The organism is Xanthomonas sp. MUS 060 (genome assembly GCF_000963215.1).
GTDB lineage: Bacteria > Pseudomonadota > Gammaproteobacteria > Xanthomonadales > Xanthomonadaceae > Xanthomonas_A.
This window is the reverse complement of the sequence record NZ_JZIM01000004.1, coordinates 268,354-281,280: the sequence shown is the minus strand read 5'-3', so window position 1 is coordinate 281,280 and position 12,927 is coordinate 268,354. Positions and strand designations below refer to the sequence as shown.

The window sequence follows — 12,927 nt, the reverse complement described above, 5'->3', positions numbered from 1 at the left end:
GAGTCCAGAAGGGAAAAACGATTTCGTGGTCAAGGGCGATATATTCGAGGGGTACGATCTCGATGTCTTCTATAAGCACTTCACGCTGGACCTGCGCGAGCCTGCGCCGTCGGTGCAGTCCACGCTCCAGCAGGTGCAGACCCAGCAGCAGAGACAAGAAGCGGAGTTGACAGCCATGCGGCAGCAACAGCAACAACAACAGAACTCGTATGGCCGATAGCCAGACCGATAGCATGAGCGCCGCCGCACACGACACACGCAGACGGCGCATTATTGAATAAACTCAAGACGGCTCTTGGGCCAACGGTCCGCGCAGCCTTTGTCCACAGCCGCGCAAGGCGGCGTAGTGCATGCTGTGGTACACCCTCGCCAGGAGTCTTGCGGCCATGACCTCGCATTTTCCCGTTCCTGTGCTGGATGCCGACGACTACCGCGATCTGGCCCAGGCGCGGACGTTGCTCGAACATCCCGGCTTGGCGACGAAAATCGCCAATGCGGTCGGTGCGCCGGTCGAGCACCTGCTCCGCAAACGCTTGCCGCGCGTGTTGTCCTCGCGGGTGGAGGCAATCAGCCAGCGTGCGTTGCGCGTGGCGTTGCGCTCGGCGTTGTCGACCCTGCGCACGCAGGCGCCAGCCAAAGCCCGACCGCGTCTGCACGGAGCTGCGGTCGCCACGACTGGCGCGGTTGGTGGCTTCTTCGGGTTGCCTGGGTTCGTGGTGGAGTTGCCGCTGACGACGACACTGATGCTGCGTTCCATTGCCGATATTGCCCGCGCCGAAGGCGAGCGCCTGGACGATCCAGCCACCGCGCTGGCCTGTTTGGAGGTGCTGGCGCATGGCGGGCCTCGCCAGGACGACGACAGCGAATCCGGTTATTTCGCCGTGCGTGCGGCGCTGGCGCAGCAACTCGGCGCTGCCGCGCAGTACGTCGCGGCGCACGGACTCGGCAGCAAGGGCGCGCCGGTGCTGGTGTCGGTGCTGTCGCGCATCGCGGCCAAATTCTCGGTCACGGTCAGCGAGAAGTTGGCGGCGCAGGCGGTCCCGCTGGTCGGTGCGGCCAGCGGCGCGCTGCTCAACGCTTTGTTTATTGCGCACTTCCAAGCGCTGGCGCGCGGCCATTTCATCGTGCGCCGGCTGGAACGTCGCTATGGCGAGGCGGCGGTGCGCCAGGCTTACGAGGCGTTACCAGCGCAGCGTTGAGTGCTGCTGTGCCGGGTCTGCGCAGACACAGAGGCAGCGTGTCGCGTCGTCCCCGTTCTTTCTGGGATCATGACGTCATGCCGCATCCGATTTTTGCAGGGCCTTGCCATGAAATCCCGCAACAGCACCGAGACCGACCACGATCCGCCACGCCTGGCGGTGCGGATCGATGTCGACAACGCGCAGTCGGCGGTGATCCCAGGTCTACTGGCCGAAGCGATCAAATACGCTGTCAGCAGCAAGTGCATTTTCGTGCGTTCGCGCGGGTGAAGCGGATGCGTGGGCAGCGACTGGGAGAACGGACACGATGAGCGAGAAACCGTTTGCGCCGGCCTGCGAGCGCAACCGTGGACCAATCCTGGACGTGCTGCGTCGGCACTTCGCCGATCGCCGATGTGTGCTGGAGATCGGCAGCGGTACCGGTCAGCACGCGGTGCATTTCGCCGCAGCGCTGCCGCAGTTGACCTGGCAATGCAGTGAGCGCCCCGAGCACCTCGCCGGTATCGCGCAATGGTTGGATGCGGCGGCGCTGCCGAACACGCCACCGGCCTTGTGCCTGGACGTGCGCGAAGGGCCATGGCCGGTTGCCGGCTACGATGCGGTGTTCAGCGCCAATACCCTGCACATCATGGACTGGCCGGCGGTGCAGGCCTTCTTTGCTGGCGTCGGACGATTGTTCGCCGATTGCGTGGGCGCGACGCTGGTGGTGTATGGGCCGTTCAACGTCGGCGGTGCGTTCACCAGCGAGAGCAACCGTGTGTTCGACGCCTGGCTGAAGGCGCGCGATCCCGCCAGCGGTCTGCGCGATGTAGAGGCGGTGATGGCACTCGCGCATGCGCGGGGGCTGACGCTGGAGGAAGATGCGACCATGCCGGCCAACAATCGCTGCCTGGTCTGGCGGCGCGGCTGCTGAGCCACGTGTCCGCGTCCGCGGACGGAGTCAGGTGGTCTGCACGATGTGCAGCGCCTTGGGATTGCGCCACGTCGCCAGCAACCGCGCTTCGCGTTGCTTGGCATCGTCCAGGTGCGCTTGCTTGACGTGACCGTAGCCGCGGATGTGCTCGGGAATGCTGGCGATCTGCACTGCCAGCGCCAGGTTATCGGTCTGCAGCCGCTGCAGCAGTTCGTCGACCGTGGCGATGTAGTCGGCGATGAGCTGACGTTCGCCGCGGCGTTCGGCGCTGTAGCCGAAGACATCCAAGCGGCTGCCGCGTAGTCGGCGCAGCTTGGCCAGCCACTTGAACGCGGTGAACATCCACGGCCCGTAAGCATGTTTACGCGGTTGGCCCTGTGCGTCCTTGGCGGCCAGCAGCGGCGGTGCCAGATGGAACTGCAGGGTGTAATCCCCATCGAACTGGGCGTGGACCTGCCGCTGGAATTCGCCGCTGGTGTACAGCCGCGCCACTTCGTATTCGTCCTTGTAGGCCATCAGCTTGAAAGCGTAGCGCGCCACCGCTTCGGTTAGTGCGGTCGAGGTCGGGGCGATGTGGTGTTCGGCCGCGCGCACGCGTTCCACCAGCGTGGTGTAGCGCGCGGCATAAGCGGCATCCTGGTAATCGGTCAGGAAGGCGTGGCGGCGCGCGATGCGTTCGTGCAGTGAGTGCGACAGGCGGCTGTCGTCCAGCGGCGCAGCGGCAGCGTCATCGATCTCGGCGGCATCGTTGACCTGGGACTTTCCGGCTGCGCGCTGCACCGCAGGCAGATCCAGCGCCGCTCGCCGGCCCCAGGCGAAGGCTTGCTGGTTCATCGCCACGGCGGCGCCATTGAGTTCGATGGCGCGCATCAAGGCCGCATGCGACAGGGGCACCAGACCTTGCTGCCAGGCGTAGCCAAGCATGAACAGATTGCTGGCGATGGCGTCGCCGAGTAACGCCGTGGCCAATTGCGTGGCATCCAGCAGCAAGGGCTCGCGTCCGCGCAGTGCCAGGCGCACGCTGGCGATAATCTCCGTGGCGGGAAAGTGCATGTCAGGATGCGTGGTGAAGCTGCCGGGCATTGCTTCGTAGGTATTGAGCAGCACCTGGGAGCGTTCCCCGTGCACCTTGGACAGGACGCAATAGTCGTTGACCACGCCCATGTCGCAACCCAACAGCAGGTTGGCTTCGCCGGCGGTAATGCGCACGGCATGCAATTGCTCGGGTCGGCGCGCCAGACGGACGTGGGTGGTGACGGCGCCGCCCTTTTGCGCCAGACCGGTCTGATCGAGCACGCTGGCGCCTTTGCCTTCCAGGTGTCCGGCCATGCCAAGCAACGCGCCGATGGTGACCACGCCGGTGCCGCCGACGCCGGTGATCAGGATGTTCCAAGGTTGCGTCAGATCACTTTGGAACGTGGGTTCCGGCAGCTGCTCCAGTAACGCGGAGGCGTCGATCTGGCTGCCTTTGCGCAACTGCCCACCGTGCACGGTGACGAAGCTGGGGCAGAAACCTGAGATGCAGGAAAAATCCTTGTTGCAATTGGACTGGTCGATCTGGCGTTTGCGTCCGTACTCGGTTTCCTTCGGCAGCACCGACACGCAGAAACTTTTTTCGCCACAATCGCCACAACCTTCGCACACCAGCGAGTTGACCAGCACCCGCTTGGGTGGGTCGGGCAGGGTGCCACGCTTGCGCCGGCGTCGTTTTTCGGTGGCGCAGGTCTGGTCGTAGATCAGCACGCTGGTCCCCTTGACCTCGCGCAGGTACCGCTGCACCGCATCCAGTTCACTGCGGTCGTGAAATTCGACCTCGCTGGGGAACAGCTCGCGCCGCCGCGTCCATTTGTCGATGTCGTCGCTGACCACGACGATGGTGCGCACGCCTTCGGCCTGCATTTGCCTGACGATGTCGGGCACGCTGAGTGTGCCGTCCACCGGCTGTCCGCCGGTCATCGCCACGGCGTCGTTGTAGAGGATCTTGTAGGTGATGTTGACCCCGGCGGCGATCGACTGACGAATCGCCAGTGAGCCGCTGTGGAAATAGGTGCCATCGCCCAGGTTCTGGAAGACGTGCGCGGTGTCGGTGAACGGCGCTTGCCCGGACCAGGTCACGCCTTCGCCGCCCATGTGGGTGAAGGTGTCGGTGGCGCGGTCCATCCACGTCACCATGTAGTGACAGCCGATGCCGCCCATGGCCCGCGATCCTTCTGGCACGGCCGTGGAGGTGTTGTGCGGGCAGCCGGAGCAGTAGTGCGGGACGCGGGTGAAGTCGACACGCGGCAGTGCCATTTCGGCTTCTTTGTCCGTCATCCACTGCAGTCGTTGTTCGATCGAGGTGGTATCGATCGCACTGGATTGCGGCAGGCGCAGGATGCGCTTGGCGATCACCGCGGCGATGGTGGCCGGGGTCAGTTCACCGGTGGAGGGCAGGATCCATTCGCCGGCCTCGTCGTACTTGCCGATGATGTTCGGGCGTGGGCCGGCGTTGCTTGGCCAGGCGTACAACTGTTCCTTCATCTGCCGCTCGATGAAGGACTTCTTTTCCTCCACCACCACGATGTCTTGCAGCCCGCGCGCGAACGCGGCGATGCCCAGCGGTTCCAGTGGCCAGCTCATGCCGACCTTGTACACACGGATACCGATCTGCGCGCAGGTGTCCGCGTCCAGGCCCAGGTACTCCAACGCCTGCAACACGTCCAGATAGCTTTTGCCGGTGGTGACGATGCCCAGTCGCGCCTGCGACGCGTCCATCACCATGCGGTCGATGCCGTTGGCACGGGCGAAGGCTTGCGCGGCGCCGATCGCGTAGCGGTGCAGGCGCATTTCCTGGTCCAGCGGCGGATCTGGCCAGCGGATGTTGAGTCCGCCCGGCGGCAGCGCGAAATCCTCCGGCAACACAATCTGCCGCGCAAACGGATTCACTTCCACCGATGCCGAGGATTCCACCGTCTCGGCGATGGTCTTGAAGCCGATCCAGCGCCCGGTATAACGGCTCATCGCCCAGCCGAGCAGGCCAAGGTCGAGAATGTCCTGCACGCCGGCCGGGTTGAGTACCGGCATCATCGCACTGACGAACTCCTCTTCCGAGCCGTGCGGCAGGGTCGAGCTACGGCAGGCATGGTCATCGGCGGCCAGCACCAGCACACCGCCATGACGCGAGGTGCCGGCGGCGTTACCGTGTTTGAACACGTCGCCGCAACGGTCTACGCCCGGGCCTTTGCCGTACCACATGGCGTATACACCATCCACGTGTGCGCCAGGGAACAGGTTGGTCTGTTGCGTGCCCCATACCATGGTCGCACCCAGGTCTTCATTGATGCCTGGCTTGAAGACCACATTGGCGGCGTCCAGGTGCTTGCGCGCGCGCCACAACTCCAGGTCAAAACCGCCCAGCGGACTGCCACGGTAGCCGCTGACGAAGCCGCCAGTGTTCAGGCCGACAGCACGGTCGCGTAACTGTTGCATCAGCGGCAGGCGCACCAGCGCTTGCACGCCGGACAAATAGATCCGGCCTTCGGTGCGGGTGTACTTGTCTTCCAACGTATAGCTGGCATCCACGCCAGCGTTGGCCACTGTGGCGAGAGAGGACGATGGACGCGAATCGGCGATGCGGTTCATGTACTTGCCCAGGGATGGAAGGTTGGCGCGCCGCATGCTTTAGCGTGCGCCAGCGGACGATTGTATCAGTCACGTTTTTGCAGGCAGGCGCTCGCCCGCAGCGCTGTTGGCGGTTAGGATGGGGCAAGAGGGAGGGGACGACCTGCAAGGGGTTTCAGTAATGAAGATACACACACAGGTAATGGCCATGGCACTGGCTTGCATGGGGGCAGTCGGTGTGACGGGGGCGCAAGCGTTGCCGGCGCCGAAAGAATTTTATTTCGATCAGGACCCAAGCACCACGCGTCCAGTGGTTGCCATTGCTGGCAATGGCGATGCGCTGGTGGAGCGTCTTGCCAATGCCGTGCAGCGCAATTTGGATGCCGGTTCGGGTACGAGTCAGGCGCGTGCGCAACTGGCCGCTATCGCCATGACCGACGGCCGCCAGGAATTGGGCAAACAGCTTTACCAAGAGGCTTTGCACGGCCTCTCAGGTGGGGTACAGCGTCGTCAGGTGGAGTGGAATTACGGCTGGAGCCTGCTGCGCATTGACGATCCGGCTGGCGCGCTGAGCCACTGGAGTGGGCTGATCAATGGTCATCCAGCGACGCCGGATTGGATCCCGCCGACCCTGGCACTGGTCCTGTGGCGCTTGCAGCGCAAGGACGAAGCGGTGAAGTGGTACGCCGCTGCCGTGCGCACTTGGCCGGATAAATGGGGGAGCGGTGCCGATTTCGCCGCCTTGCTGCCGAACTGGCGCGATGCCGAGCGCGCCACGTTGGCCGATGTCCAAGCTGCCTGGCAGGCTGCGCCGCCGGCTTGGCCTTGAGCCGCCAGATGGCAGCGCCTGGCGCGGCGCCGGCACCCTTCGTCGCTGTGGGCGCACCGCGCGCGTGTAAATGGCAGCGTAACTTGCGCAGAGCCTTGTAGCACCGATGGCCTTCGATGCGTTTGCACTGATCCTGACCATGCTGGCCCTTGGCAAGCTGTTCGCGCGCCTGCGCGTGCTGCCGCCCAATACCACCGATGTCCTCAACGCAGTTGTGCTCTACCTGTGTTTGCCGGCTTCGGTGTTGATGTATGTGCCGCGCCTGCAACTTGATCTCAGTCTGCTGGGACTGGTGCTGACTCCGTGGTTATTCACCGCTGCGACGGTCCTGGCGGTGCTGGCGCTGCGCGCTCCGCTGCGCCTGCGCCGCGAACAGCAGGCGGTCCTGTTGTTATGCGTGGCATTGGGTAACACCAGCTTCATCGGTTACCCGATGGTGCATGCGCTGCTTGGCGAGGCGGCGTTGCCCTATGCGGTGGTCTACGACCAGTTCGGCACATTCGTTTTGTTGTCCAGCTTCGGTCTGTACGTGTTGGCGCGCTACAGCGGCCAGACGCCGCCCTCACCGAAGCAGACGCTGTTGCGGATGGCACGCTTTCCGCCGCTGTGGGCCTTGGCGTTCGCGCTCACGCTGATGCCTGTGCGGCCTCCGGCCTGGATCGCCTCGACTCTGCAGCATCTAACCGATGCGATGTTGCCGCTGGTGATGCTGGCCGTCGGTTTTTCGATTCAGTTGCGATTGCCGCGCGATGAATTGGTGCCACTGGTCGCCGGGCTGGTGTTGAAGCTACTGTTGCTGCCGGCACTCGTCTGGCTGCTGTCATGGGCTCTGGGGCTGCGTGGGCAAATGCTTCAAGCCAACGTGCTGGAGTCGGCGATGCCGACCATGATTACCGCGGCGTTGTTGGCGATTTCGCACCGATTGGCACCGCGGCTGGCGGCGGCGCTGGTGGGTTACGGCATCTTGCTGTCGCTGCTGACCTTGCCGGCGTGGTTGTGGGTGCTGGGGGCACGGGGCTGAGCTGGAGGCGTTTGCCCGGGGCATACACTCGCATCGGTTTGGTTTGGGAAATGTGGACATCGTGTCGCCCCGTTGTCGCTCGATGCCGATGGCCAGCGAGCGTGCTGTAATCCGTCCGAGAACAGACGTTGACTACCTGCTGACGGAATGCCGGTGTACGCTGCCGGTTCTTCCCCGGAAGCGAGGCGTGCATGAAGACGATCCTGGTGGCCGGCTCCAAGGGTGGGGTGGGCAAAACGACCATCGCCACACATCTGGCCGCGTTCTATGCGCTGGCCGGTAAGCGGACGGTGCTGGCCGATGCCGATCCCCAGGGTTCCTCGACCCGCTGGGCCGAACGCCGCGTCTGCCTGGAAAGCGCTGTGCTGCCAATCGATGTCAGCCGCAAGCGCGCGTGGCGTGCCGGGCTGCCGGACGATGCGCAGCGGGTGATCATCGATGCCCCTGCCGGTGCCATGGCGGAGGATCTGGCGCCTTTCCTGGACGAGGCCGACGCGGTGGTGGTGCCGTTGACGCCTTCTGCATTGGACATCGAGGCCAGCGTCGGCTTCCTCAACACGCTGGCCAAGGTGCCACGGGTGCACCAGCGTAAGTTGCCGGTCGGGGTGCTGCTCAACCGCTGCAAGCCGTGGACCCACGCCACCCAGCAGGCGCTGCAGATGCTCGGCGAGTGGCCTTATCCGGTGGTGGGGCAACTGCGCGACAGCCAGGCCTATGTGGTGCTGGTCGGGCTGGGCCGCAGTTTGTTCGATTACCGCTCTGCCCAGGTCCGCGATCATCAAATGGACTGGGAGCCCTTGCTCAAGTGGCTGAAGAAGGCTTGACCGATGACCATCGTTCTACGCGAAGTGATTCTGCTGCGCCATGCCCATGCCGAGCCGGCCGACACGGGTCAGGCCGATTTCGACCGGCCGCTATCGCCGCACGGCCTGGCCGAGGCGGAGACCGCCGGGCGCTGGCTGCTGGAACAACGTCTGGTGCCGGACAGAGTGCTGTGTTCGCCTGCACGCCGCGCACGCGAGACCCTGGAAGCGATCCTGGGCTTGACCGGCTATGTCGAGCAGCGTTTGGAGCCGCGCATCTACGAAGCCACCTCTGGGACCCTGGCCGGCCTGCTGGACGGCCATCGCGACGTCGAGCGGCTGTTGTTGGTCGGCCATAACCCGGGCCTGGAGCGCTTGGTCGCGCTGATGCACAGCGGTCAGTCCGGCGACTATCGCGGCATGCCCACCGCCAGCATCGCCGTGCTGGCGGTTCCGCAAGATGCGCCGATCGAGCCTGGCCTGGCACGTCTGCACGCCTTCTGGTGGCCTTGATTCGGTTCCGTCGTCATTTGACTGCGGCGCTGTGCGCCGCGTTGTTGCCGTTGTGTCTGCTGTCCGCTAGGGGTGGCACGCAAATGTCTGCGACGCAACTACCGCCAGGCGACTACGCTGTGGACGCAGCGCAATCGTACTTCGGGTTCGAGATTCGCACCCGCTTTGGCCTGCGCATCGAAGGCGTTTTCCCGCGTTACGAAATTAACGTCCACGTCCTGCCGGATGGCCGTCACCAGGTGCGGCTACGCCTGTTCAGCGCCTATGCGCAGATCCCCGGCAAGCCGCGCTATACCGGCTGGATGCGTGGCGAGGATTTCTTCGATGCCGCGCGTTACCCCACGGTCTCCTTCGATTCGCAACCGTTTTCCCCGCGTTTATTGAGCAGCGGCGGGTCGATATCCGGGATCTTGAGCATCCGTGGAGTCAGTCATCCCGAAGTGTTGACCGTGATGCCGGCCGCATGCAGCCGGCCAGGCTATGATTGCGATGTCATCAGTCGCGGCACGGTGTTGCGTGGGCGTTACGGGATGGATAAGTGGGATCTGGCCTTGAGTGATCGGGTCACGTTCGTGTTTCATACGCGGTTGGTCGAGGTGGGCGTTCGGTGACAGCACTGATGAGGGGAGTGGTACTGGCGGTGTTGCTGCTCGCCAGTGGTTGCGCGAGCCTGTCGCACACACAGCATGCCCGTGCCATGGCGATTGCGCAGGCCGCGCAAGACCGTCAACTGACCTGCACGCGCAGTGACCACTGCGCGCTTGTCTCGCCGCTGCGTGGGTTGGCCGGTCAGGCTTTCGCCCAGTCCGGCGATGGGGTGGCGCACCATTACGCCACGATCTTGGATCACGGCGAGGAGGCGTTGGTGGCGCGGATCAACCTGATTCGCAGTGCCAGCCGTAGCATCGATCTGCAAACTTACATCTTCGACAAGGACGATAGCGCGCGGTTGGTGATGGATGAACTGCTGGATGCGGCGCGGCGTGGGGTCAAGGTGCGGGTGCTGATCGACCAACTTTCGGCGATCTCCGATTTGCAGATTCTCGGCGCGTTGGCCGGGGAGCACGAAAACTTCTCGCTACGCATCTACAACCCCACCTTCGGCCTGGCCAAGACCAATTACCTGCACTACGCGGCCAGTGTGCTGTGCTGCTTCCGCCACTTCAACCAGCGCATGCACAATAAGTTGCTGGTGGTGGACGATGCGATCGGTGTGGCTGGTGGGCGTAACTACCAGGACGACTATTTCGACTGGGACAGGGAATACAACTTCCGCGACCGCGACGTGCTGGTGGCCGGCCCAGTGGCGCGCGCGATGGCTGCCAGTTTCGATAGTTACTGGGAGGCGCGGCGCAGCGTGCCTGTGGCACGGCTCAACGACGTCGGCAAGCTCTTGTTGCGCGATGGTGTGCCGGCACTGCCGCCAGCGCGGTTCCTGCGCCCGGAGCGGGTCCAACGGGTGCGGCAGGAGGCGACCGATTCGGCGTTCGTAGAGAACGCGTTCGTGTTGCCGGCACTGCCGGTCGAGCATGTGGACTACGTCGCCGACCTGCCGCAAAAGCATCGCCGCGAACATGGCCCCAAGGCGATCTCCACCGCGCCACGGCTCGATCATCTGATCGCCGAGGCACGCGAGGAAATCCTGCTGCAGACGCCCTACCTGGTGCTATCGGATCCAGCGCAGGCGATCTTCCGCGACCTGCGCAAGCGCGCGCATCCACCCCGGGTGGTAGTGGCCAGCAACAGTCTGGCCTCCACTGACAATCCGGTGGTCTACGCGCTGTCCTACAAGTACAAGCGGCGCAATCTGCGCGCGCTGGGCCTGGACATCTACGAGTACATGCCGTTCCCGCTGGATGCGCCGGTGAACTACGCCAATTTGCTCCCCGCGCCGTTGCGTGGGGAACTGCCCGATGGTGATACCGTTGACGCGCCGTTGCCTGATGCGTCGGTCGGTGGCAGCATCGACAAGCGTTTTTCCTTGCTGGGCAGCGGTGGACCGTCCGGAAGTCGTGGCGACGGCAGCCAGGTCGAGCGCCGCCTGTTGCGGACCGAGACCCGGCGCCCCTATCTGGGCCGACGCATCGCCAATCACCCGCTGCCGGTGACGCGTGAGGGCGCGCGCATGGGCGTGCATGCCAAGTCGCTGGTGGTGGATCGTCGTGTCGGAGTGATCGGCTCGCACAACTTCGATCCGCGCAGTGAGACCTATAACACCGAGGGGGCGGTGATCGTCGACGATCCAGCCTTTGCCCAGGCATTGGCGGCCAGCATCGACCGCGACATCGAGCCGGAGAATTCCTGGGTGGTGGCGCCACGGGTCAAGCCTGCGCTGTTGTCGGGTTTGAACTACAGCATCGACAAGCTCTCCGAAGCGTTGCCGGTAATGGATCTGTGGCCGTGGCGCTATGCCACCGACTACGCCTTCCAACCCGGCCCGGATTGCCCGGCCCCGCTGACCCGGCATGATCCTGGCTTCCACCGCTGCTACGCCGCAGTGGGGGATTTTCCCGAGGTCGATGTCGGACCGAAGTGGCTGCTGGTCCGGATGCTGACAGCGTTCGGGTCCGGGTTGGTGCCGATTCTCTGAGGGACACGACCAGGATCGTGCTGGTGGAAAAGTACGGCTTGTAGGGTGTTGCGACCTGCCTGACGTTAGGCTGGGGTTCTTTGATTGCAGGGAATTTGCGTATGGCCTTTCGTGAACCGGTCGATCTGGATGCTCTCAATGCCGATGCGTGCGACACCCTGGTGACGCAGTTAGGTATCGTTTTCAGCGAGGCCGGCTCGGACTGGTTGCGCGCGAGGATGCCGGTGGATGCACGCACGCTGCAGCCATACGGGCTGCTCCACGGCGGCGCCTCGATGGTGCTGGCCGAGACCCTGGGCAGCAGTGCCGGCAATCTGTGCGTGGCGCCGGACGAGGTTTGTGTGGGTATGGAAATCAACGCCAATCACCTGCGCAGTGTGCGCAGCGGATGGGTGGTCGGTACCGCACGGCCATTGCATATCGGCCGAACCACGCAGGTGTGGGAGATCCGCATCGAGGATACGGCGGGCAAGCCGGTGTGCGTATCGCGGTTGACCCTGGCGGTGATCGCGCGTGGTTGAGCTTTGCCATTGTGGCGTGGCGCAGCTTGCGCGGTGTCGTCGCGCAACTGTCGGTCGCCGCGCAAGCGGCGCGAGACTGACACAATAGCTCGTCTACTCCCCTTGCTTCCGGTAACTGTTCCGAATGAGTGAGTTTTTGCACATTGCCACGCGTGGACAGGGTGGAGCGCTGCGCTGGATTCGTTATGGCTATCGTGTGCCGCTGCTGGCACTGCACGTGTCGATATCGACACCGTGCGCGCTGATGTGCATGGCCTTGTCGCCTGGGCGTGGCGGCGCCGAGTCCTTTGGTGATCGTATGGCGCGCTGGTGGTCGATCTGCTTCCTACGCATCTTTGGCCTGCGCGTGCGCCGTATCGGCGCACCATTGCCCAATCCAGTGTTGTTCGTGGCCAACCACGTCAGCTGGATCGATATCGTGATGTTGCATAGCCAGCGCATGATGGGTTTGGTCGCCAAGCACGAGATTGCCGGCTGGCCGCTGATCGGCTGGTTGGCCGTGCGCGTGCGCACCATCTTCCACCAGCGTGGTAGCAACGCATCGTTGAGTGGCGTCATGCAGGCGATGCGGGAAGAGTTGCGCTCGGGGCGCTCGGTCGGGGTGTTTCCGGAAGGGCGCACCCGTAGCGGTCATGATCTCGGTCCGTTCCATGCGCGGATCTTCCAGGCTGCAGTGGAAGTCGATGCGCCTGTGCAGCCAGTGGCGCTGCGTTATGGGTCAGGCGGCTCGGCCCAGGCGATTGTGGCGTTTGGGCCGCAGGAGAGTTTCTTGGTCAACATGGTGCGTATGCTCGGCGAACCCAGTCGTGCGGCTGAAGTGCATTTTCTCCAGCCGATTCACTTGCATGACGTGGAAGGACGGCGGCACATCGCCGAGACAGCGCGCGCGCGCATCGTCACGGCAATGGAACAAGGCTGAACCCTGGAACACCGGTCGC

Annotated in this window: 13 protein-coding genes; 12 read left to right on the top strand and 1 reads right to left on the bottom strand. The window is 64.1% G+C overall.

Features of this window, described 5'->3' with window-relative positions; translation table 11 throughout:
• From XANALMUS060_RS20510 to XANALMUS060_RS07210, 4 genes are all read left to right on the top strand, one after another.
• The coding region (locus XANALMUS060_RS20510; protein ID WP_161795387.1) for a hypothetical protein at positions 1-220 on the top strand (220 nt) is incomplete at its 5' end.
• 166 nt (positions 221-386) lie between these two features.
• On the top strand, positions 387-1,199 hold the full coding sequence (locus XANALMUS060_RS07215) for an EcsC family protein (protein WP_200894017.1): 813 nt from the start codon (positions 387-389) through the stop codon (positions 1,197-1,199).
• Between the two features lie 108 nt (positions 1,200-1,307).
• Positions 1,308-1,469, top strand: coding sequence for a hypothetical protein (locus XANALMUS060_RS20505; RefSeq protein ID WP_161795386.1), 162 nt, complete (start codon positions 1,308-1,310; stop codon positions 1,467-1,469).
• A 37-nt stretch (positions 1,470-1,506) separates the two neighbouring features.
• Entirely contained in the window at positions 1,507-2,112 is a 606-nt protein-coding gene (locus XANALMUS060_RS07210; RefSeq protein ID WP_045737768.1) for a DUF938 domain-containing protein, read from the top strand.
• A 27-nt stretch (positions 2,113-2,139) separates the two neighbouring features.
• Here the strand turns inward: XANALMUS060_RS07210 and XANALMUS060_RS07205 are convergent, their stop codons facing one another.
• Positions 2,140-5,733 carry an indolepyruvate ferredoxin oxidoreductase family protein gene (locus XANALMUS060_RS07205; RefSeq protein ID WP_045737767.1) on the bottom strand — a complete coding sequence of 1,198 codons (3,594 nt, stop codon included), beginning with the start codon at positions 5,731-5,733 and terminating at the stop codon, positions 2,140-2,142.
• Positions 5,734-5,914: 181 nt separating this feature from the next.
• Between XANALMUS060_RS07205 and XANALMUS060_RS07200 the strand changes: the two genes are divergently transcribed.
• The 8 genes from XANALMUS060_RS07200 (at position 5,915) to XANALMUS060_RS07165 (ending at position 12,908) form a co-directional block, all read left to right on the top strand.
• The gene (locus XANALMUS060_RS07200) at positions 5,915-6,541 is read left to right on the top strand and encodes a tetratricopeptide repeat protein (RefSeq protein ID WP_200894019.1); all 627 of its coding nucleotides are present in this window, start codon (positions 5,915-5,917) and stop codon (positions 6,539-6,541) included.
• A 106-nt stretch (positions 6,542-6,647) separates the two neighbouring features.
• Complete coding sequence (locus XANALMUS060_RS07195; protein WP_045737766.1) at positions 6,648-7,562, top strand: AEC family transporter; 915 nt, start codon at positions 6,648-6,650, stop codon at positions 7,560-7,562.
• 191 nt (positions 7,563-7,753) lie between these two features.
• Positions 7,754-8,386: a ParA family protein gene (locus tag XANALMUS060_RS07190; protein ID WP_045737765.1), complete on the top strand. Its 633-nt coding sequence runs from the start codon at positions 7,754-7,756 to the stop codon at positions 8,384-8,386.
• Positions 8,387-8,389: 3 nt separating this feature from the next.
• Complete coding sequence (locus XANALMUS060_RS07185) at positions 8,390-8,878, top strand: histidine phosphatase family protein (RefSeq protein WP_045737764.1); 489 nt, start codon at positions 8,390-8,392, stop codon at positions 8,876-8,878.
• On the top strand, positions 8,869-9,489 hold the full coding sequence (locus tag XANALMUS060_RS07180) for a YceI family protein (protein WP_045737763.1): 621 nt from the start codon (positions 8,869-8,871) through the stop codon (positions 9,487-9,489). Before XANALMUS060_RS07185 ends, XANALMUS060_RS07180 begins: the two co-directional genes overlap by 10 nt.
• Positions 9,486-11,468, top strand: coding sequence for a phospholipase D family protein (locus XANALMUS060_RS07175; protein WP_161795385.1), 1,983 nt, complete (start codon positions 9,486-9,488; stop codon positions 11,466-11,468). The genes XANALMUS060_RS07180 and XANALMUS060_RS07175 overlap by 4 nt, the downstream gene beginning before the upstream one ends.
• A gap of 101 nt (positions 11,469-11,569) precedes the next feature.
• Positions 11,570-11,989, top strand: a complete 420-nt coding sequence (locus tag XANALMUS060_RS07170; RefSeq protein ID WP_045728765.1) for a hotdog fold thioesterase — start codon at positions 11,570-11,572, stop codon at positions 11,987-11,989.
• A 124-nt stretch (positions 11,990-12,113) separates the two neighbouring features.
• On the top strand, positions 12,114-12,908 hold the full coding sequence (locus XANALMUS060_RS07165) for a lysophospholipid acyltransferase family protein (protein ID WP_045728764.1): 795 nt from the start codon (positions 12,114-12,116) through the stop codon (positions 12,906-12,908).
• The last annotated feature ends 19 nt before the right edge of the window (positions 12,909-12,927 follow it).

What these genes read in the sequence shown, in the direction of transcription:
- XANALMUS060_RS07215 (WP_200894017.1), top strand. Translation starts at nt 387, where the DNA reads ATGACCTCGCATTTTCCCGTTCCTGTGCTGGATGCCGACGACTACCGC.
- XANALMUS060_RS20505 (WP_161795386.1), top strand. Translation starts at nt 1,308, where the DNA reads ATGAAATCCCGCAACAGCACCGAGACCGACCACGATCCGCCACGCCTG.
- XANALMUS060_RS07210 (WP_045737768.1), top strand. Translation starts at nt 1,507, where the DNA reads ATGAGCGAGAAACCGTTTGCGCCGGCCTGCGAGCGCAACCGTGGACCA.
- XANALMUS060_RS07205 (WP_045737767.1), bottom strand. Translation starts at nt 5,733, where the DNA reads ATGAACCGCATCGCCGATTCGCGTCCATCGTCCTCTCTCGCCACAGTG.
- XANALMUS060_RS07200 (WP_200894019.1), top strand. Translation starts at nt 5,915, where the DNA reads ATGGCCATGGCACTGGCTTGCATGGGGGCAGTCGGTGTGACGGGGGCG.
- XANALMUS060_RS07195 (WP_045737766.1), top strand. Translation starts at nt 6,648, where the DNA reads ATGGCCTTCGATGCGTTTGCACTGATCCTGACCATGCTGGCCCTTGGC.
- XANALMUS060_RS07190 (WP_045737765.1), top strand. Translation starts at nt 7,754, where the DNA reads ATGAAGACGATCCTGGTGGCCGGCTCCAAGGGTGGGGTGGGCAAAACG.
- XANALMUS060_RS07185 (WP_045737764.1), top strand. Translation starts at nt 8,390, where the DNA reads ATGACCATCGTTCTACGCGAAGTGATTCTGCTGCGCCATGCCCATGCC.
- XANALMUS060_RS07170 (WP_045728765.1), top strand. Translation starts at nt 11,570, where the DNA reads ATGGCCTTTCGTGAACCGGTCGATCTGGATGCTCTCAATGCCGATGCG.
- XANALMUS060_RS07165 (WP_045728764.1), top strand. Translation starts at nt 12,114, where the DNA reads ATGAGTGAGTTTTTGCACATTGCCACGCGTGGACAGGGTGGAGCGCTG.